This window comes from Parafrankia irregularis (genome assembly GCF_001536285.1).
In the GTDB taxonomy this organism is placed as follows: Bacteria; Actinomycetota; Actinomycetes; order Frankiales; family Frankiaceae; genus Parafrankia; species Parafrankia irregularis.
On record NZ_FAOZ01000013.1, the window covers coordinates 1 to 19,656 of the forward strand.

The 19,656-nt window shown below is 70.9% G+C and carries 17 protein-coding genes; 1 reads left to right on the plus strand and 16 read right to left on the minus strand.

What is annotated here, in order from left to right; all coding sequences use genetic code 11:
• Positions 1 to 512 precede the first annotated feature (512 nt).
• The 12 genes from metK to pyrR all read right to left on the minus strand — a co-directional run bounded on the left by metK (position 513) and on the right by pyrR (position 15,331).
• A complete protein-coding gene (gene metK, locus AWX74_RS20025) occupies positions 513 to 1,709 on the minus strand; it encodes a methionine adenosyltransferase (protein WP_054566635.1) in 1,197 nt (398 codons plus the stop codon).
• Positions 1,710 to 1,795: 86 nt separating this feature from the next.
• Positions 1,796 to 2,995: a bifunctional phosphopantothenoylcysteine decarboxylase/phosphopantothenate--cysteine ligase CoaBC gene (coaBC, locus tag AWX74_RS20030; protein ID WP_091279077.1), complete on the minus strand. Its 1,200-nt coding sequence runs from the start codon at positions 2,993 to 2,995 to the stop codon at positions 1,796 to 1,798.
• A 170-nt stretch (positions 2,996 to 3,165) separates the two neighbouring features.
• The gene (gene rpoZ, locus AWX74_RS20035; RefSeq protein ID WP_018503033.1) at positions 3,166 to 3,450 is read right to left on the minus strand and encodes a DNA-directed RNA polymerase subunit omega; all 285 of its coding nucleotides are present in this window, start codon (positions 3,448 to 3,450) and stop codon (positions 3,166 to 3,168) included.
• A gap of 152 nt (positions 3,451 to 3,602) precedes the next feature.
• The gene (gmk, locus tag AWX74_RS20040; RefSeq protein WP_054566633.1) at positions 3,603 to 4,154 is read right to left on the minus strand and encodes a guanylate kinase; all 552 of its coding nucleotides are present in this window, start codon (positions 4,152 to 4,154) and stop codon (positions 3,603 to 3,605) included.
• 472 nt (positions 4,155 to 4,626) lie between these two features.
• Positions 4,627 to 4,947, minus strand: coding sequence for an integration host factor, actinobacterial type (mihF, locus tag AWX74_RS20045; RefSeq protein WP_006540116.1), 321 nt, complete (start codon positions 4,945 to 4,947; stop codon positions 4,627 to 4,629).
• A 245-nt stretch (positions 4,948 to 5,192) separates the two neighbouring features.
• Positions 5,193 to 6,053, minus strand: coding sequence for an orotidine-5'-phosphate decarboxylase (gene pyrF / locus AWX74_RS20050; protein WP_242666328.1), 861 nt, complete (start codon positions 6,051 to 6,053; stop codon positions 5,193 to 5,195).
• A 93-nt stretch (positions 6,054 to 6,146) separates the two neighbouring features.
• Positions 6,147 to 9,422, minus strand: coding sequence for a carbamoyl-phosphate synthase large subunit (gene carB, locus AWX74_RS20055; RefSeq protein WP_006540114.1), 3,276 nt, complete (start codon positions 9,420 to 9,422; stop codon positions 6,147 to 6,149).
• Positions 9,422 to 10,603: a glutamine-hydrolyzing carbamoyl-phosphate synthase small subunit gene (gene carA / locus AWX74_RS20060; RefSeq protein WP_091279084.1), complete on the minus strand. Its 1,182-nt coding sequence runs from the start codon at positions 10,601 to 10,603 to the stop codon at positions 9,422 to 9,424. Before carA ends, carB begins: the two co-directional genes overlap by 1 nt.
• Before the next feature lie 73 nt (positions 10,604 to 10,676).
• On the minus strand, positions 10,677 to 12,302 hold the full coding sequence (locus AWX74_RS20065) for a PH-like domain-containing protein (protein WP_091279087.1): 1,626 nt from the start codon (positions 12,300 to 12,302) through the stop codon (positions 10,677 to 10,679).
• Complete coding sequence (locus tag AWX74_RS20070; protein WP_091279090.1) at positions 12,299 to 13,654, minus strand: dihydroorotase; 1,356 nt, start codon at positions 13,652 to 13,654, stop codon at positions 12,299 to 12,301. The genes AWX74_RS20065 and AWX74_RS20070 overlap by 4 nt, the downstream gene beginning before the upstream one ends.
• Positions 13,651 to 14,580: an aspartate carbamoyltransferase catalytic subunit gene (locus AWX74_RS20075; RefSeq protein ID WP_091279456.1), complete on the minus strand. Its 930-nt coding sequence runs from the start codon at positions 14,578 to 14,580 to the stop codon at positions 13,651 to 13,653. Before AWX74_RS20075 ends, AWX74_RS20070 begins: the two co-directional genes overlap by 4 nt.
• A 43-nt stretch (positions 14,581 to 14,623) precedes the next feature.
• Positions 14,624 to 15,331 carry a bifunctional pyr operon transcriptional regulator/uracil phosphoribosyltransferase PyrR gene (gene pyrR / locus AWX74_RS20080; protein ID WP_091279093.1) on the minus strand — a complete coding sequence of 236 codons (708 nt, stop codon included), beginning with the start codon at positions 15,329 to 15,331 and terminating at the stop codon, positions 14,624 to 14,626.
• 463 nt (positions 15,332 to 15,794) lie between these two features.
• Between pyrR and bldD the strand changes: the two genes are divergently transcribed.
• Entirely contained in the window at positions 15,795 to 16,292 is a 498-nt protein-coding gene (gene bldD / locus AWX74_RS20085) for a transcriptional regulator BldD (protein ID WP_006540108.1), read from the plus strand.
• Positions 16,293 to 16,593: 301 nt separating this feature from the next.
• On the opposite strand, the gene nusB is transcribed toward bldD, so the two are convergent.
• From nusB to AWX74_RS20105, 4 genes are all read right to left on the minus strand, one after another.
• On the minus strand, positions 16,594 to 17,094 hold the full coding sequence (gene nusB, locus AWX74_RS20090; protein ID WP_091279097.1) for a transcription antitermination factor NusB: 501 nt from the start codon (positions 17,092 to 17,094) through the stop codon (positions 16,594 to 16,596).
• On the minus strand, positions 17,091 to 17,654 hold the full coding sequence (gene efp, locus AWX74_RS20095) for an elongation factor P (RefSeq protein WP_091279103.1): 564 nt from the start codon (positions 17,652 to 17,654) through the stop codon (positions 17,091 to 17,093). The genes nusB and efp overlap by 4 nt, the downstream gene beginning before the upstream one ends.
• Before the next feature lie 231 nt (positions 17,655 to 17,885).
• Positions 17,886 to 18,995 carry a 3-dehydroquinate synthase gene (gene aroB / locus AWX74_RS20100; RefSeq protein WP_091279105.1) on the minus strand — a complete coding sequence of 370 codons (1,110 nt, stop codon included), beginning with the start codon at positions 18,993 to 18,995 and terminating at the stop codon, positions 17,886 to 17,888.
• Positions 18,995 to 19,654, minus strand: a complete 660-nt coding sequence (locus tag AWX74_RS20105) for a shikimate kinase (RefSeq protein WP_226931348.1) — start codon at positions 19,652 to 19,654, stop codon at positions 18,995 to 18,997. The genes aroB and AWX74_RS20105 overlap by 1 nt, the downstream gene beginning before the upstream one ends.
• Positions 19,655 to 19,656 lie beyond the last annotated feature (2 nt).

A 19,656-nucleotide genomic window follows, 5' to 3' on the forward strand; every position in this document is an offset into this window, starting at 1 on the left:
GCCGCCCGATCGCGGAGAAACTCAGCTCTTCCGCCAGGCCCCGCGAGATCTCCTCCCGCTCCGCCATCGACAACCGCAACGGTGACCGCGGCTGTGGTGGCCGCGGCCGGACCCCACCCACCGCCAGCATCCACAACCGAGCCGCCGACGAACTCACTCCCGCTCTCCCCGCCGCCACCGTGATGCTGTCTCCCGCCCCATACGCATCCCAGAACTTTCCACGCACATCCCACCCCAACGGTCGCCGACCAGCCGGCATCCCACACCCCCATCCAGACAGGTGTGCAATGACCGACTGAGACCACCCAGCCAATATCCTCAAGTCCTGCTCGACAGCAACCGCGAGGGGGACGGCGGCGACGGCAGCGAGGGTGGTAGCCCGGGCCACCGCGCTATGCCGGAGCGCCGGTCCGCATCCTGGTAGCCGCGGACCTGAGGTCACATACACCCGGGGGCGGGGCCTGGCCGGCTGGCCCAGGCCCCGCCCCCGGGGACTTACGAAGGTGTGCCGGTCAGCCCTTGACGGCCGCGGCCAGGGAGTCGGCACGCGAGGTCGACTCCCAGGTGAAGTCGAGCTCGGGACGACCGAAGTGGCCGTAGGCCGCCGTCTGCGCGTAGATCGGGCGGAGCAGGTCGAGGTCACGGACGATGGCGGCCGGGCGGAGGTCGAAGACCGCGGTGACGGCGTCCTGGATCTGGGCGTCCGGCACCTTGCCCGTCCCGAAGGTCTCCACGAACAGACCGACCGGGTGGGCCTTTCCGATCGCGTAGGCGACCTGCACCTCGCAGCGGCTCGCGAGGCCCGCGGCCACCACGTTCTTGGCGACCCAGCGCATGGCGTAGGCGGCCGACCGGTCGACCTTGGACGGGTCCTTGCCGGAGAACGCGCCGCCGCCGTGCCGGGCGTAGCCGCCGTAGGTGTCGACGATGATCTTGCGCCCGGTGAGGCCGGCGTCGCCCATCGGGCCACCGATCTCGAAGCGCCCGGTCGGGTTCACCAGCAGCCGGCGGCCCTCGGTGGCGATCTCCAGCAGCGCCAGCTCGGGCTCGACGACGTACTCGGCGACGTCAGGCGCGAGCAGCGTGTCGAGGTCGATGTCCGCGGCGTGCTGCGAGGAGACGACGACCGTGTCGAGCCGGACCGGCTTGCCGTCCTCGTACTCGATGGTCACCTGGGTCTTGCCGTCCGGACGCAGGTAGCCGACCTGACCGTCCTTGCGGACCGCCGACAGCCGACGGGCGAGGCGGTGGGCCAGCGCGATCGGCAGCGGCATCAGCTCGGGCGTCTCGTCGCAGGCGAAGCCGAACATCAGGCCCTGGTCGCCGGCGCCCTGACGGTCGAGGTCGTCCTCGGTCGAGCCACCGACCCGCGCCTCGTGCGCCGTGTCGACACCCTGGGCGATGTCGGGCGACTGGGCGCCGATGGAGACGCTCACGCCGCAGGACGCGCCGTCGAAGCCCTTCTTGGAGGAGTCGTAGCCGATCTCCAGGATCCGCTCACGAACCACCGAGGCGATGTCGACGTAGGTCTTGGTGGTCACCTCACCGGCGACATGCACCTGGCCGGTGGTGATCAGGGTCTCCACGGCGACCCGGCTCTTCGGGTCGTCCTTGAGCATGGCATCGAGAATCGAGTCGCTGATCTGGTCAGCGATCTTGTCCGGGTGCCCCTCCGTGACGGACTCGGACGTGAAAAGGCGCGTCGCCACTGGAATTACCCCCTGGGAGATCAGGACTGATACCGACGCAGTTTACCGAGGTTGAATCAGTAGTACGCGCACCACCCACGGCGGGCTCATCCGAGCATACCGACAACATGATCGAAAATGCGGTGCGCGAGGAGGTCCTTGCTCATCAGCGGGACATCCGTCGCTGTGCCGGCACGGTCCAGCAGCACAGCGCTGTTGTGCTCGACCTCGAAGCCGAGCCCGGCGCCCACCTGGTTGACCACCAGGAGGTCCACCGGTTTGCGGGCGAGCTTGGCCCGGGCGAGCTCCAGCACCCCGCCGTCGGGGCCGCCGGTCTCCGCCGCGAACCCCACCAGGACCTGACCCGGCCGCCGGTCACGGAGGAGCTCCGCGAGCACGTCGGGATTGCGGGTCAGCTCGATGCTCTCCGGCGCCCCGGCATCTTTTTTGATCTTGTACTGATGCTCCGCCGCGGGCCGGAAGTCGGCGACCGCGGCCGCCATGATCACCACATCGGCGCCCGGCGCGCGCTCATGCACCGCGGTCCGCAGTTGCTCCGCCGAACCGACCCGCAGGATCGACGCACCCGCGACGTCGGACAGCGCCACGTTCGCCGCGACGACGGTGACCTCCGCCCCGCGGGCCACCGCGGCCCGGGCAAGCGCGTACCCCTGCCGGCCGCTGGAGGCGTTCCCGAGGAAACGCACGGGGTCGAGGTACTCACGGGTGCCGCCGGCGCTGATGAGAACGCGCCGGCCGGCGAGATCGAGCCGGGCACCGCCGGCACCACGGGCGAGGACCGCCCGGGCGACCGCGGCGATCTCGACCGGGTCCGGCAGCCGGCCCGGGCCGGAGTCGGCTCCGGTCAGCCGCCCGACCGCGGGCTCCAGCACCAGGACGCCCCGCTCCCGCAGAAGGGCCACGTTCGCCCGGGTCGCCGGGTGCTGCCACATCTCGGTGTGCATGGCCGGGGCGAAGATCACCGGGCAGGTCGCGGTCAGGAGGGTACCGGTGAGCAGGTCGTCGGCGCGGCCGGCCGCAGCACGTGCCATCAGGTCGGCGGTGGCCGGCACGACCAGCACGAGGTCGGCCTCCCGGCCGACCCGGACATGCGCGACGTCCTCGGCATCGGTGAACAGGTCGGTGCTGACCGGCTGCCCGGACAGCGCCGCCCAGGTGACCTCGCCGACGAACCGCAGGGCCGCCGCCGTCGGGACGACGCGCACCTGGTGCCCGGTCTCGGTCAGCTGGCGCAGAACCTCGACGGCCTTGTAGGAGGCGATCCCACCAGACACGCCGAGGACCACCCTGGGCCGCCGGCCGGCGCCGCCCGAGGGCACCTCCCCGGGGGGCGGTGGCGGCGAGGGCGGTGTGGGTGACACGGGCGGTGTGGGTGACACCGGCGTGTCACCCACCGAGTGCCGCGGGCCGGTGCACGGCCCCGGTCGTCACGGCGAACACCGGCGAGCCTGCCTGGTCAGGAGACCGGAGGCAGCGGGTCGGTGATCGTCTCGTGGGTGAGCAGGCCGGAGTTGATCTCGCGAAGCGCGATCGACAGCGGCTTCTCCTGCGCACTCGTCGTCTCGACGAGGGGGCCGACATACTCCAGGAGGCCCTCACCGAGCTGGGAGTAGTAGGCGTTGATCTGACGGGCCCGCTTGGCGGCGTAGATCACGAGGCTGTACTTGGAGTCGGTGGCCTCGAGCAGCTCGTCGATCGGCGGGTTGGTGATGCCCTCAGGCTGGGCGACGGTACCGGACACGGTGTCCTTCCGGGTGGGGCGATGGGAGGCCGCGCCACGGCGGGCGCGGGCCGGACCCTTGCGTACAGCGATGCCGTGGGTACAGCGGTGTCGTACGTGCACGCGGTGCCACACGTACACAGCGCCGGACGTACACAGCGTCGCTCGTCACACTAGTGTGACGAGCTGGTCATCAAGCCTACCAACCGCTCCGCGGCGGCTGTGACCTCGTCGTTCACGATGACCTCGTCGAACTCCGTCTCGGCGGCGAGCTCGATGCGGGCTCGGTCGAGACGCCGCCTGATGACGTCGTCCCCCTCGGTGCCCCGCCCCGTGAGACGACGGACGAGCTCGTCCCACGTGGGCGGGGCGAGGAAGACGAAACGCGCCTGCGGCATGGCGGACCTGACCTGCCGTGCGCCCTGCAGCTCGATCTCCAGCAGACAGGGCGCACCGGCCGCGATCCGCTCCTCCAGTGGTCCGCGGGGGGTGCCGTAGGCGTGCCCGGCGAACATCGCGTGCTCGACGAACTCACCCACCTTGACCATGTGGGCAAACTCCTCGGCGTCGACGAAGTGGTACTCGACGCCGTCGGTCTCACCCGGGCGCGGCGCGCGCGTCGTCACGCTGACGGACACCCAGACCTCCGGGTGCAGCCGGCGGACAGCGGCAACGATCGTGCCCTTGCCCACTCCCGACGGCCCCGACAACACGGTGAGTCCCATTCCGACACCTTAGAGCCCGCCCAGCAGGCGGCGCAGGTTCGGTGGTGGGCACGTCGGCGCCCCGGCCGTGGCCGGGGCGCGGCGCCCCGAACATCCACCGCCGCCCTGCCGTCAGCAGACGGAGGATCGTCATCTAGATGCCATCAAAGTATGGGTTCCCGCACTCACCTCAGTGGTATGCGAGCCCAAAGGGTTCCCGGTCGGGTAGCCCAACGGATGGCACCCGACCGGCGCGCCTAACGGATGCGAGCGCCATCAGCATGCCGGGGGCTTTGGGCCCCGGCATTCGATGAGAACGCATCGGCGTCCCGCCGGCGATTGAGCAACCGAAGCGATTGACGCAACGCAATGAACTGCCGTGACACCGGAACGTGTCGACGCCTCACGGCATCAACACCAACAGGTGAAGACCGTCACGGGCCGTTACCGGTGTTCCCGGGAACGCAGGTCCATCACGCCGCGCCACGGTCACTCATGCGCCGGCGCCGAACTCCTCCAGGAGCGCGGCACGCTGCTTGGCCCCGAGCCCGCGCAGGCGGCGGGTGGGGCTGATTCCAAGTCGCTCCCGGATCTTCTGGGCCCGAACTCGGCCCACCCCGGGAAGCGACTCCAAGACCGCGGAAACCTTCATCTTGCCGACGACCTCATCGCCATCCGCGAGCTCGAGAACCGCGGCAAGACTGATCTCCCCCTTCTTCAACCGCTCCTTGAGTTCGGCGCGCTGCTTACGAGCCAGCGCAGCTTTCTCGAGGGCGGCGGCCCTCTGCTCGGGCGTCAGGGGCGGCAGGGTCACGGGTACGCCTCCTCAATGTGGTGATCGCGCCGCGCAAACTAGCGAGGAAGAGGCTCCTCGGTCCAGCCGAGCTGCATCACGCCGATCGCCGGGCATTGTCCCCACAAGACACAGCCTTTGATCGGATGAATGCCCTGTGTCGCATGCGCAGGACGCTTTCAGACCTTGGCGGCCCCACCGTACCGGCCGACGGACACCAAGAGCGCCCCGACCTGCACCGAGTGGCGTTTCCGCAGGTCAACGACCTACCGGAGTGGAGTAACCCTGGCGGCGAGAGTGGCGGCGGCCACGGCCCGATCGCTCGCGGAGGTGATCGGACGACCGATCACCAGAAGGTCCGAACCGTCCGCGAGCGCCCGTTCCGGGGTTGCGACACGTGCCTGGTCGGCCTGCTCCGAGCCCTCCGGACGGACCCCAGGTGTGATGAGAGTCACAGTTTCACCGAGCTCTCCGCGGACCAGGGAGGCCTCTTTCGGGCTGCAGACGAGAGCCCTCGCGCCGGCCTCCACAGCGAGCACGGCGAGTCTGCGAACGGCGTCCGAGGGCGGTCCCGACAGGCCGATGGAGGCGAGCGCGGCGCCATCCAGAGAGGTGAGAACCGTGACCGCGGTCACGTGAACCTCGGGCGCCGCCTCGGCCGCGGCCCTGATCATCGCGGCCCCTCCGGCCGCGTGCACCGTCACGAACCGAGGCGCCAGGCCGGCCAGCGAACGCATCCCACCGGCGACCGTCGCCGGGATGTCGTGCAGCTTCAGATCGAGGAAGAGCTCCGGTGCGGATCCGGCCGACCCGGCCGGATCCGCCGGACTCGACAGTGCGGAGTGGTCACCCTCCGTCAGGGATCCGAGGGCCTGGCGCCCCCCGGCAGACCCCACCGAACCCGCCTGAACCAGCAGACCTTCGTCACGCAGCGCATTCACCACCGCGCCGCCCTCCCGAAGGAAGAGCTCCATGCCGATCTTCAGGACGGCGCAGTGTGGCGCGACCGCACGAGCCCAGTCCAGCGCGGTGGCCCCGTCCGGGGCGTCCAGCGCGACCGCGATCGGCGGCCGGCCGGCCGGTGGCACCCACAACCGGCCCGGCCATGAATGGCTCTGTGACGTCACCGGTCGGCTCCCTGTCATCCATCCACCACCCATCCGAGCCAGCGCCGGTCCGAGCCGGCGCCCGCACGGGCGGCACCCGTGCGGGCACCGCCGTCACTTCTCCCAGGCCGCCCGCAGCGCGGCGTGGTAGTCCTGCAGCGGTCGCACCCCGAGCTCACCCCGAACGAGGGACTCGATACCCTGCACGCACGCGGCAGCCGCCTGAATGGTCGTGATGCAGGGAACCCCGGCGCTGACGCAGGCGGTGCGGATCTCGTAGCCGTCCAGCCGCGGTCCGACACCCCAGGGTGTGTTGATGACCAGATCGATCTGGCCAGAGGTGATCATTTCAACGCAGTCGATGAGGTCCTCGCTGGGAGCCCGATGCTTGCCCAGGACCACGGCCTTGACCCCGTTGCGTCGCAGCACGTCCGCCGTCCCGGCTGTCGCGTAGACGACGAAACCGAGATCCGCCAGCCGCTTGATCGGGAAGATCATCGCCCGCTTGTCGCGGTTCGCCACCGAGACGAACACCCGTCCGAAGGTCGGCAGCGACGCGTACGCGGCGGCCTGCGACTTGGCGTAGGCCGTCCCGAAGCCGTCATCGATGCCCATCACCTCGCCGGTGGAACGCATCTCCGGGCCGAGCACGGTGTCCACTCCGTGGCCTCCCGCGTCGCGGAAGCGACCGAAGGGCAGCACGGCCTCCTTGACGGAGATGTGCGAGTCCAGCGGCAGCGTCGCGCCGTCACCATGCGCCGGCAACAGGCCCTCGGCCCGCAGCTCGGGCACCGTCGCGCCGAGCATCACCCGGGCCGCGGCCTTGGCCAGCGGGACCGCCGTCGCCTTGGAGACGAACGGCACGGTCCGCGAGGCCCGCGGGTTGGCCTCCAGGACGTACAGGACGTCGGACTGCAGGGCGTACTGCACGTTGAGCAGCCCGCGCACGCCGACGCCCTCGGCGATCAGCCGGGTCGACTCGCGGATCCGGTCGAGCTCCGAACGCCCGAGGGTGATCGGGGGCAGCGCACAGGCGGAGTCACCGGAGTGCACCCCGGCCTCCTCGATGTGCTCCATAACTCCGGCGAGGTACAGCTCGGAGCCGTCGTAGAGCGCGTCGACGTCGATCTCGATCGCGTCGTCGAGGAAGCGGTCGACCAGCACCGGGTGCTCGGGCGAGATCTGCGTCGCCCGCTCGATGTAGTCGCGCAGCATGGCGTCGTCGTAGACGATCTCCATCCCGCGCCCGCCGAGCACGTAGGACGGCCGAACCAGCACCGGGTAGCCGATCCGGTCAGCGACGGTTCGTGCCTCCGCGTACGAGGTGGCCACGCCGTGCGGCGGCGAGGGCAGGTTCGCCTTGTCGAGCACCTGGCCGAACTGGCCGCGGTCCTCGGCGAGGTGGATGGCCTTCGGCGGAGTGCCGGCGATCGGCACGCCCGCGTCGGCCAGCGCGGCGGCGATGCCGAGCGGCGTCTGGCCGCCCAGCGACACGATCACTCCGGCCAGCGGGCCCGCCTGCGACTCGGCGTGGATGACCTCCAGCACGTCCTCGACGGTCAGCGGCTCGACGTAGAGGCGGTCGGCGGTGTCGTAGTCGGTGGAGACCGTCTCCGGGTTGCAGTTGACCATCACCGCCTCATAGCCGGCCTCGGACAGCGCCATCACCGCGTGGCAGCAGGCGTAGTCGAACTCGATGCCCTGGCCGATGCGGTTGGGCCCGCTGCCGAGCACGATCACCCGCGGGCGGTCGCTCGGCGCGACCTCGGTCTCCTCGTCATACGACGAGTAGTGATACGGGGTCTCGGACGCGAACTCGGCGGCACAGGTGTCGACCGTCTTGTAGACGGGACGGATCCCGGCCCGATGCCGGAACGACCGGACCACGTCCTCCTTGGTGCCCAGCAGGGCCGCGAGCTGGGCGTCGGAGAAGCCGGCCCGCTTCGCCCGGCGGATCCCCTCCGGGTCACGGGTCAGCGACGCGGCGATCTCGTTGAGGTAGACGATCTGGTCGACGAACCAGGGGTCGATGCCGGTCTGCGCGGTCACCTCCGCCGGCTCGGCGCCGGCGAGCAGCGCCTGCTGCACGCAGCGCAGCCGCCCGTCGTGCGGGACACGTGCCTCGGCGAGCAGATCCTCGACGGACTCGGTCGGCGTGGTGAAGCTGAACGCGAGGCCGGGCTGCTCCATCGACCGCAGCGCCTTCTGCAGCGCCTCGGCGAAGCTGCGGCCGACCCCCATCGCCTCGCCGACGGACTTCATCGTCGTGGTCAGCGTCGTGTCCGCCCCGGGGAACTTCTCGAAGGCGAACCGCGGCACCTTCACGACCACGTAGTCGAGAGTCGGCTCGAAGGCGGCCGGGGTCGTGCGCGTGATGTCGTTGGGGATCTCGTCGAGGGTGTAGCCGAGCGCCAGCTTCGCCGAGATCTTGGCGATCGGGAAGCCCGTCGCCTTCGACGCCAGCGCGGAGGAGCGGGACACCCGGGGGTTCATCTCGATCACGACCTGGCGGCCGGTGGCCGGGTCGACCGCGAACTGGATGTTGCACCCGCCCGCGTCCACCCCGACCGCGCGCATGACCGCGATCGACATGTCGCGCATGCGCTGGTACTCACGGTCGGTCAGGGTCAGTGCCGGCGCCACCGTCACCGAGTCGCCGGTGTGCACGCCCATCGGGTCGATGTTCTCGATCGAGCAGACGACGACCACGTTGTCGGCGCGGTCACGCATGAGCTCGAGCTCGAACTCCTTCCAGCCGAGCACGGACTCCTCGACGAGCACTTCGGTGGACGGGCTCGCCGCCAGGCCGAAGGCGGCCATCCGGCGCAGTTCCTCGACATCGTGCGCGAAGCCGCTGCCGGCGCCGCCGAGGGTGTAGCTCGGACGGATCACGACGGGGTAGGAGAACTCGTCCGCGGCGGCGAGGCATTCCTCGACCGTGGTGCAGATCGCGCTGCGGGCGGTCTCGCCGTCCACCGAGGCGACGATGTCCTTGAACGCCTGCCGGTCCTCCCCGGAGCGGATGGCGTCGATGTTGGCGCCGATCAGGAGCACCCCGTACTGCTCCAGCACCCCGGCGTCGTGCAGGGCGACCGCGGTGTTGAGCGCGGTCTGGCCGCCCATCGTCGCCAGGATCGCGTCGGGGCGCTCCCGTTCGATGATCTTCGTGACGATCTCGGTGGTGATCGGCTCGATGTAGGTCGCGTCGGCGATCTCCGGATCGGTCATGATCGTCGCCGGGTTGCTGTTGACCAGGATCACCCGCAGGCCCTCGGCCCGCAGCACCCGACAGGCCTGGGTGCCGGAATAGTCGAACTCGCACGCCTGGCCGATGACGATCGGCCCGGAGCCGATCACCAGCACGGACCTCAGGTCCTCGCGCCTGGGCATCAGGCTTCTCCCCGCTTCCGCCTGCCGGCAGCCATGAGGCCGCAGAACCGGTCGAACAGTCCGTGGGCGTCGTGCGGGCCAGGCGCCGCCTCCGGATGGAACTGGACGCTGAATGCCGGTACGTCCAGGCAGGTCAGACCCTCGACCACGTCATCGTTGAGGGCCACATGACTCACCGCCACCCGCCCGTAGGGCGTGTCGGTGGTCTCCGTGAGCGGTGCGCGCACCGCGAAGCCGTGGTTGTGGCTGGTCACGGCGATCCGTCCGGTCCGGGTGTCGGCGACCGGCTGGTTGACGCCCCGGTGGCCGTAGGTCAGCTTGTACGTCTCGAACCCCAGCGCCCGGGCGAGCACCTGGTTGCCGAAGCAGATCCCGAAGACCGGGACGCCCGCGTCGAGCACGCCGGTGAGCGTCTCGACCGCGTAGTCGGCGCTGGCCGGGTCACCGGGCCCGTTCGAGAGGAAGACGCCGTCGGGCGAGAGCGCCAGCAGCTCCTGGGCGGTGCTGCGGGCCGGCAGGACGTGCACCTCGCAGCCCAGCGCGGCCATGGAGACGGGCGTGTTGCGCTTGATGCCCAGGTCGAGGGCCGCGATCCGGAAGACCGGCAGGCCCGACCGCGCCTCGACGACATACGGAGTGGTGGTGCTGACCTCCGGTGCGAGGTCGGCACCCACCATCTCGGGCGAGGCCTGAACCCGTTCCAGCAGCGAGTCGAGATCGGTGTCGGTGCTGCTGATCCCGCAGCGCATCGCGCCCCGCTCACGCAGGTGGCGGGTGAGCGCCCGGGTGTCGATCCCGCTGATCCCGACCACGCCCGCGTTCTCGAGCTCCTCGTCGAGGGTGCGCTGCGCCCGCCAGTTCGACGCGAGCCGGCTCGGGTCGCGCACCACGAAGCCCGCGACCTGGATGCGCTCGGACTCGTAGTCCAGGTCGTTCACGCCGGTGTTGCCGATGTGCGGCGCCGTCATGATGACGATCTGCCGGTGGTATGACGGATCGGTAAGCGTCTCCTGGTATCCGGTCATTCCGGTGGAGAAGACCGCCTCACCGAACGCCTCGCCGACCGACCCGAAGGCCTCACCGGCGAAGCTCCGGCCGTCCTCCAGCATGAGCACCGCCTGCCGGCCCGTTCCCGGCCGCCCGCCGTCCAGCGGGGCAGGCTGCCTGTCGAAGCCGCTCACCGGCTCACCTCTGCCCTGTTCCTGCCACTCGTGCCGGTGATGTCGCTTGTCACCCGTCTGGTGGTCATCGTCGTTACTCCCATCCCGGCACCCGCTCGCCCGTCGGCGACGACGGCGGCGGGGGTACAGCGAACGCGTCGCGATCCGGGTCAGGGGACCAGCCCGCGGCCGGAGCGCCGGCCCACGGCTGGCGCGTGGCGTCGGCGGGCTGACCGCCGTGATAGCCGGCCGCACCCGGCCCGGAATACTGCCCCGGCCGCTCCCGCTCGGGAAGGCGCCCCACGTCGTAGGCACCGGTGTCGTAGCCGTGGGTACCGGGCGGCACGGCGCTGTGGCCGGCCGTTCCATAGGCACCCGTGTCAAACCTGCCCTGGTCGAACCCGGCGGTGTCGTAGCCGGCGGTGTGGTAACCGCCCGTGTCGTGCCCCTGCGTCTCATACGCGCCCGTGCTGTGCGCGCCCGTCGCAAACCCGTGCGCGCCCGCCGCATGCCCGCCGGCCACCGGGACGCCCCCGGTCTGCGTACCCGCGGGGTAGCCCCCGGTCGGATAGCCACCGGTGGTCGGATAGCCCCCTGTGGGGTATCCACCCGTGCCAGGCGCCGCCGTCTCCTGGGGGCCGCCGCCGGCGAGCGAACCGCCGTAGGAGACCACGCCGTGGGCCCCCGTACGCCGGATGCCGGTGGTGTGAGCCTCCACCTCGTGCGATCCCGTGTGGGCCGCGCTGGTAGAGACGGGTCCCGTCGAGACCGGACCGGTCGGCATGGCACCGGTCGGCATGGCACCGGTCGGGACGGGCGACGTGCTGGCCGGCCCGCCCAGGTGGGGTGTCCCCACCGGATGGCCGGCCGTGCCGCTCGCGGGCAGCCCCGGCTGGTTCCCCGGCAGCGGATTCCCGCTCCGCCGGCGGGGCTGGCGACCGATCACCGGAATCGGCATCGTGGCGGGACCGGGAGCGGGAACGCGGCGGCCGGCCGCGCCGGCACCGGCCGCCTCGGGACTCGCCGCCCCGGGAGGGGGCGTCGGACGCGGCGTCGTGCCGCGCGGCCTCAACCTGGCGCGAACCCGCGGCACCGCGTGCGGCGAGGTGATGTCCCCGGGCAGTGGCGCCGTCGGCATCGGCCCGATCAGGTCGTGGACGGATCGCACGACCCGGGGCTGGCGCGCCCTGTCCTCGCCGCGGAACCCGGTCTCCAGCTCCCGGCCGTCAAAGGACCAGGCGACGACCACGAGCCGGCTCGGCGCGGCGACCTTCCCCGCATGCCCACGCTCGAGCCGGGCGCCACGCACGGCCTCGCGGGGAATCCAGAAGGCATGGCCGTCCCGGTCGACCCGGACTCCAAGGTCGTAGACGGCGATGTAGTCGCCGTCATGGCCGGCGAGCCCGCGGGCCGCGATCCACTCCCGCCAGTGCCCCGCGTCGACGGTGCCGAGATACCTTCCGCGCAGCGGCGCGGCCAGCACGTTCCCGGTCTGCTCCGGTGGTTCGGGCAGGTCCGGCAGGTCTTCCTCCTGCTCCTGTGTCCGGCCGCTCCAGGCCCGTCGCATCGCGCCGACGAAGGCCACCGCGAGCAACAGCAGCCCGAAGGCGAGCAGGAGGTGCAGGGCCGCGCCACTCGGTCTGCCGACCGCGACGGCCGGCCCGGCCAGGGCGAATGGCGCCATCCCCAATGCGGGGGCTCCGCGGGACGTCAGGCTCATACGATCTTCCCGTCGAGCACGGTGGGACGGCCCCGGAGGAACGTCGCGCGGATCACCCCGGGGAGGGTGCGGCCACGGTACGGGGTGTTCGTGCTCCGGCTGGCGAAGCCGGCCGGGTCGATCACCCGCTGCGCCCGCGGATCGAGCAGTGTCAGCGTCGCGGGCGTACCCACCTGCGCGAACTGCGCGACGTCCAGCACGGTGTCGGTCACCCCGCCGATCCGCGCGGGCGCGGCTGCCAGGCGGTCGGCCACACCGGCCCAGTCGAGATGCCCGGTCGTGACCATCGTCTCGATCACCACCGACAGCGCCGTCTCGAGCCCGAGCATCCCCGGCCGAGCGGCGGCCCACTCGGTTTCCTTGTCCTCTGGTGCGTGCGGGGCGTGATCAGTTGCCACACAGTCGATCGTGCCGTCCGCCAGCCCGGCTCGCAGTGCCTCTGTGTCGGCTTTGGTGCGCAACGGCGGATTGACCTTGTACACCGGGTCGTACGAAGCCACCAGATCTTCGGTGAGTAGCAGGTGGTGCGGGGTCACCTCGGCGGTGACCCGCCACCCCTTCGCCTTCGCCCACCGGATGATCTCGACCGAGCCGGCCGTGGAGACGTGACAGACGTGCAGGCGCGAGTCGACATGGCCGGCGAGCAGCGCGTCACGCGCGATGATCGCCTCCTCGGCGACCGCGGGCCAGCCGGGCAGGCCGAGGCAGGCGGCCATCGCGCCCTCGTTCATCTGCGCCCCGGCGGTGAGCCGAGGCTCCTCCGCGTGCTGCGCGACCACGCCGTCGAACGCCTTGACGTACTCCAGCGCGCGACGCATGAGCAGTGCGTCGGACACGCAGTGCCCGTCGTCGGAGAACATCCGCACGGCGGCCGCGGACGTCGCCATGGCTCCCAGCTCGGCGAGCTGGGAGCCGGCGAGCCCCTTGGTCACGGCACCGACCGGACGCACCTCGCAGTGCCCGGCGTCCTGGCCGAGCCGCCACACCTGCTCCACCACTCCGGCGGTGTCCGCGACCGGGTCGGTGTTCGCCATCGCGAACACCGCCGTGTAGCCACCCAGCGCCGCGGCCCGCGTGCCCGACTCGACGGTCTCGGCATCCTCGCGCCCAGGCTCGCGCAGATGTGTGTGCAGGTCGACGAACCCGGGCAGTGCGATGAGGCCCGCGCCGTCGACGATCAGCGGGCCGCGCCGGGTTCCGCCAGCCGCACCGTCGGCGGCGTCCGCGACGACGCTGGTGTGCTCACCGCCGCCGGGCGGCGTGACCGCGGCGATCCGCCCACCCGCGATCACCAGGTCTCGGGGGTCGCCCCCCAGGGGACTGACGCCACGCAGCACGATCACCGATGTCATGTGGTCTCCCGGTCGGTGCCGCCACCCAGCAGCAGATAGAGGACGGCCATCCGGACACTCACCCCGTTGGCCACCTGGTCGACCACCGTCGACCGCGGTGAGTCCGCCACGGAGGAGGCGATCTCCATGCCCCGGACCATCGGCCCGGGATGCATCACCAGCGCGTGCTCCGGCATGAGCGCGGCACGGTCCGCGTCGAGGCCGTAACGCCGGCTGTACTCCCGCTCGCTGGGGAAGAACGCCGCGGACATCCGTTCCCGTTGCACGCGCAACATCATCACGACGTCGGTCTTGGGCAGCACCGCGTCGAGGTCGTAGGAGACCCCGACCGGCCACCCGTCGATGCCCAGCGGGAGCAGGGTCGGCGGCGCGACCACGGTGACCTGCGCACCCAGCGTCGTCAGCAGCCAGATGTTCGACCGCGCGACCCGGGAGTGCAGGACGTCCCCGACGATCGTGACGGCGAGCCCGTCCAGCCGGCCGAGCCGGCGGCGGATCGTGAACGCGTCGAGCAGGGCCTGGGTCGGATGCTCATGCGTCCCATCCCCCGCGTTCACCACGCTGCCGCGCACCCAGGAGGCGAGCCGGTGCGGCGCGCCACTGGCCGAATGGCGACAGACCACCGCATCCGCCCCCATGGCCTCCAGGGTCTGTGCCGTGTCCTTCAGGCTCTCGCCCTTCGACACGCTTGACCCTCGCGCCGAAAAATTGATCACATCGGCCGAGAGTCTCTTGGCGGCGACCTCGAAGGAGGTGCGGGTGCGGGTGGAATCCTCGAAGAAGAGGTTGACGACGGTCCGGCCGCGAAGTGTCGGCAGCTTGCGGACCGGCGCGTCGGCGACCCGCGCCATCCGGTCCGCCGTGTCGAGCACGAGCAGCGCGTCGTCCAGCAGCAGGTCGGCGGTGGAGAGCAGGTGGCGTTTCACACCCACCGCCGAGGTCCGCTGCGGCGCCTGCACGCGGGCGCCGTCACAGCGCGTCCGCGGAGACGATGAGCACGGCGTCCGCGCCGTCGACCTCACGCAGCCGAACGGCGACCGACTCGCGTCGCGAGGTGGGCATGTTCTTCCCCACGTAGTCAGCTCGGATGGGGAGCTCGCGGTGGCCTCGATCGACCAGCACGGCGAGCTGGACCGCACGCGGCCGGCCATAGGCCGAGAGTGCGTCGAGCGCGGCCCGGACGGTGCGGCCCGAGTACAGGACGTCATCGACGAGAATGACGACCATTCCGTCCACTCCGCATTCCGGGATCTCGGTCACCTCGAGTGGGCGAACTCCGCGCAGCCGCAGGTCGTCCCGGTACATCGTCGGGTCGAGCGAACCGACCGGCAGATTCACGCCTTCGACCGCGGCCACTCTGCGCGCGAGCCGCTGCGCGAGCGGAACACCACGGGTCGGGATGCCGAGCAGGAGCACACCGTCACCGCCCGAGGTCTTCTCCAGCACCTGGTGCGCCATCCGGCTCACAACCCGGTTCATATCGGCGGCGGAGAGCACAGTACGGCTCAGGCCCGGCCGGTCGGCACGCCCGCGCGGCCCGGCCACAGAGTCATCGTCGCTGGTCCGGCCCACCACGTCCACCGGGCCGTCGGGGTCCTCGGCAGGTGGGCGCGAGGTGGCCCCCGGCATGTTTCCGGGAGTGTTACGGGCAGGATCGCCTTGCGCGGCCGCAGCCACGAGGTGTCCCTCCTTCCCCGCCTCACTGGACGGTCCTTAAAGGAGCGGTCCCCGCGACCGTACCAGCCAGGTCAGGAGCAGCGAAGCCGGTCAGTGCGGCATGGGGGGCGACGGCGGGGAACACGTCGTCCTCACACGGACGGGTCTGGCACACGACTTCACAAACCTTGGTGAGCCGTTGCCGAGAGTGACGTGAATCACGATGCTCCGTATACCGACGACTTCAATCGTCACTACACGTCACCGTAGGCAGACGACGAGCACAGATCCTCACCGTAGCCGGGAAGTGCCGACAGCGCTAATGCCGGCCGCAACCGGAAGGCTACAGAAAGTGGTACAAAGAAAGAAGCGACACGACCCCCCGGGTGTCGAGTCTCAACCCGGCGGGCACTACTATCGGTAACCGCCGGCGGCAAGAGCCCTCGGTTCCAACTGATCGACCACGACAGGAGTGGGCACTTCGATGTCCGACTATGCGAAGGCGCTCGGTGCTCGGCTGCGCGCGATACGCACCCAGCAGGGGCTCTCGCTCCATGGCGTCGAGGAGAAGTCGCACGGTCGGTGGAAGGCCGTCGTGGTGGGCTCCTACGAGCGAGGGGACCGCGCGGTAACCGTCCAGCGGCTCTCTGAGCTGGCCGAGTTCTACGGCGTTCCGGTCGGCGAGCTTCTCCCCGAGGGCTCGACCGTGGCGCCGCTGGAGCAGTCGCCGCGCATCGTCCTCGACCTGGAGCGTCTCGCGCAGGTTCCCAAGGAGCAGGGCGGTCCGCTGGCCCGGTACGCGGCCACGATCCAGAGCCAGCGCGGCGACTACAACGGGCGCGTGCTCTCTATCCGTTACGAGGACCTGCGCTCCCTCGCGGTGATCTACGACACCTCGCCGAGCAAGCTCACCGAGCAGCTCGTGTCGTGGGGCGTGCTTTCACCCGAGCAGGGCAGCGAGCCGGCCGCGTCCGACGCCTAGGTCCGACGCCTGACCGGGCGCACCGGAACCTCGCACCGCCAGAACATCGCACGAAGGGCAGCTGGTTCCGGGGGGTACCGGCCGCTCAGCACCGAAACAGCAGGCAAACCAGCACATGTACGCCAGCACCATGTAGTGATCTTCTCTGGGGGAAGACCCGGTACGTCACAGCGGTGACGTACCGGGACACCACGGCCTCCGGGCCCGGCAGCCGGATCGAACCATCACCCGGCTCGAAACCGTCACCCCCGAAACCGTCACCCGGAGCGACTCCCGCTCCGATCAGCCCGCGGTCGGCTGATCAGCTCTCGGCCGGCTCCGTGCGCGCCACGGCTTCGGCCGGCGCCGCATCCTCGCCAGCAGCCCCCGCCGGTCCGGCCGATTCAGTGCCCTCCCGCAGCAGCTCGGGCTTCTCCTGCAGCAGGCTGGCCAGCAGCCCGTTCACGAACGCGGGCGACCGCTCGGTGGAGATGGTCTTCGCCAGCCGCACCGCCTCGTCGATGACGACGCCGTCTGGCACGTCGGTCCGCCAGAACAGTTCGAGCACCGCGATCCGCAGGATGTTGCGATCGACCGGAGGCATCCGGTCGATCGCCCACCCCTGCGCATGGCTGGCGATATGGCGGTCGATGTCGCCAAGATGCGCGACCACGCCTTCGACCAGGTCGGAGGCGTAGTCAGGCACCGGGGGGTCGGACTGCGCACGGCGGGCGGCCAGGGTCTCCATCGGCCGCAACGACCGCATGTCCGCCTCGTAGAGAATGTCGAGCGCGCGCTTTCGCGCCTTGGACCTGGCGCTCAGCTCGTCACCCGACCGAGGTACCGACCGTCGCGGGTGTCGACCTTGACCTTCTCACCCTTGGCGATGAACAGTGGAACCTGGATGTTCGCGCCCGTCTCGACGGTTGCGGGCTTGGTCCCGCCGGTCGACCGGTCACCCTGGACACCCGGGTCGGTCTCCGAGATGATCAGCTCGACACTGGCCGGCAGCTCCACATACAGCGGTGCGTCGTCGTGCAGCGCCACCGTCGCCGTCGTGTTCTCGAGCATGTAGTCCGCGGCGGTGCCCACCACGTCCGGCGGGACCGGAATCTGCTCGTAGGACTCACTGTCCATGAACACGAAATCCGCGCCATCTCGGTACAGATAGGTCATCTCGCGACGGTCCACCGTCGCTACCTCGACCTTGACGCCGGCGTTGAAGGTCCGGTCGACGACTTTGCCGGAAAGCACGTTCTTCAGCGTCGTCCGGACGAACGCCCCGCCCTTGCCCGGCTTGACGTGCTGGAATCCGACGACGTTCCACAACACCCCGTCGATGTCGAGCGTCATGCCGTTCTTCAGGTCGTTCGTTGTCGCCACTGCGCGTGTCTCTCCGTTCCGGTCGCCGCCCGGTCGATCGATCCGTACTCGATCGCCAGCCTGTCGCTCGTCACCGTTTCTGGCCGCGGCAAAGTCTACAGATCCGGATCGCCACTGCCGCACAGGCCAACTGGCGGCGCTCCGAGAGCTGGCGGCCGGCTCGCCCGCCGGCCTGCCGCCGGACCGCTCGCCCCCAGCCCGCTCCCGTCAGTCCGCTCGCCGTCAGCCCTATCAGCCCTCCACCACGGGCGCGCCTCCCGCCGCGACGGCCCGATACGCGGCGATCAGGTGCTCCGGCTCCGGATCGTCGAACGACCGTGCCCGGCCAAGGGCCTCCAGCACGACGAAACGCAGGCGGCGCCCGCGTGCCTTCTTGTCGACCCGCATCGCGTCGAGCAGGCTCGGCCAGCGGTCCCCGCGGTACTCCACCGGCAGCCCGATCTCCCGCAGCAGCTCACGGTGACGCGCGGCGGTGGTGTCATCAAGACCCGCGACCCGCCGGGAGAGCTCCGCGGCGAACACCATCCCGACCGAGACCGCGGCGCCGTGACGCCAGGTGAAGTTCTCGATCTTCTCGATGGCGTGCGCGAGGGTGTGACCGTAGTTGAGGATCTCCCTGCCCCCGGCCTCCCGGGGGTCCCCGGACACCACCGCCGCCTTGACCCGGATCGAACGCTCCACCAGCTCGGGCAGATGTGCCGCCCCGGTCGGATCGGCCTCCAGCAGCTCGAGGATGCGCGGGTCCGCGATGAAACCCGCCTTGACGACCTCGGCCAGGCCGGCCTGGACCTCCACCGCGGGCAGGGTCGTCAGCGTCGTGAGATCGCAGAGGACACGCAGCGGCTGGTGGAACGCACCGACCAGGTTCTTGCCCGCATCGATGTCGATGCCGGTCTTGCCACCCACCGCGGCGTCGACCATCCCGAGCACCGTCGTCGGCACCTGGACCACGTCGACACCGCGCAGCCAGCCGGCGGCCACGAATCCGGCCAGGTCGGTGGTCGCCCCACCGCCGAGGCCGACGACGAGGTCGTCCCGGGTGAACCCGAGGCGCCCGAGGGTGTCCCAGCACTCACCGGCGACCCGGAGCTGCTTGGCCTCCTCGCCGTCGGGCACCTCCACCGCGTGCGCCTCCGCACCCGCCTGCGCGCGCAGCGCGGCGACAACGGTCATGGCGGTGGCCCGCAACGCACGTGGGTGGATGACCGCGACCCTGGTCCGCCCCGCGGCGACCACATCCAGCTCGCCGAGCACCCCTTCGCCGAGCACCACCTCGTAGGAGCGGTCGCCGGCCGGGGCGACCTCGATCCGGACCACATCAGAGACCTTCGTCGCCGGCATCAGCGGCTCATCCTCCCCGCGAGTTCGACCAGGATCGCCGCCACGACGTCCTCGACCTCGAGGGCACCGGTGTCGACCGTGAGGGCGGCCACCTCCTCGTAGAGCGGGCGCCGGGCCTTCAGCAACGCGGCCAGCCGGGTACGCGGGCCCTCGACGAGAAGAGGCCGGTCACGGGCGAGCCCCACCCTCCTGGCCGCGGCGGAGGCGCTGACATCGAGGTAGACGACCCAGTGCCCGGCCAGCGCGGCACGGACGTCGGCGTCGAGCACCGCCCCGCCGCCGAGCGCCAGTACACCGGTGTGCTCCGCCAGGGCCGCCAGCACCGCGGACCGCTCGGCCGCGCGGAAATACTCCTCGCCGTGCTCGACGAACACGTCGGAGACACTCATCCCGAGGTTGGACTCGACGTCCAGGTCGGTGTCACGGAACTCCACACCGATCCTCCGCGCGAGCGCCACCCCGACCGTGCTCTTCCCCGCACCCGGCGCGCCGACCAGGACCGCGAGCGGACCCGGACGAACCTGCTCCCCTGAGCCCACGGCCGCACCCGCCGCCGCCCCGCTGCCGACCGCCCCGCTGCCGACCGCCCCGCTGTCGGCCACATCGCTGTCGGCAACCGCGCTGTCCGTGGCCGCCGGGGCCTCGTGCCCGGTTCGCATCG

What these genes read in the sequence shown, in the direction of transcription:
- gmk (WP_054566633.1), bottom strand. Translation starts at nt 4,154, where the DNA reads ATGGGACTCACCGTGTTGTCGGGGCCGTCGGGAGTGGGCAAGGGCACG.
- carB (WP_006540114.1), bottom strand. Translation starts at nt 9,422, where the DNA reads ATGCCCAGGCGCGAGGACCTGAGGTCCGTGCTGGTGATCGGCTCCGGG.
- AWX74_RS20065 (WP_091279087.1), bottom strand. Translation starts at nt 12,302, where the DNA reads ATGAGCCTGACGTCCCGCGGAGCCCCCGCATTGGGGATGGCGCCATTC.
- AWX74_RS20070 (WP_091279090.1), bottom strand. Translation starts at nt 13,654, where the DNA reads ATGACATCGGTGATCGTGCTGCGTGGCGTCAGTCCCCTGGGGGGCGAC.
- bldD (WP_006540108.1), top strand. Translation starts at nt 15,795, where the DNA reads ATGTCCGACTATGCGAAGGCGCTCGGTGCTCGGCTGCGCGCGATACGC.
- aroB (WP_091279105.1), bottom strand. Translation starts at nt 18,995, where the DNA reads ATGCCGGCGACGAAGGTCTCTGATGTGGTCCGGATCGAGGTCGCCCCG.
- AWX74_RS20105 (WP_226931348.1), bottom strand. Translation starts at nt 19,654, where the DNA reads ATGCGAACCGGGCACGAGGCCCCGGCGGCCACGGACAGCGCGGTTGCC.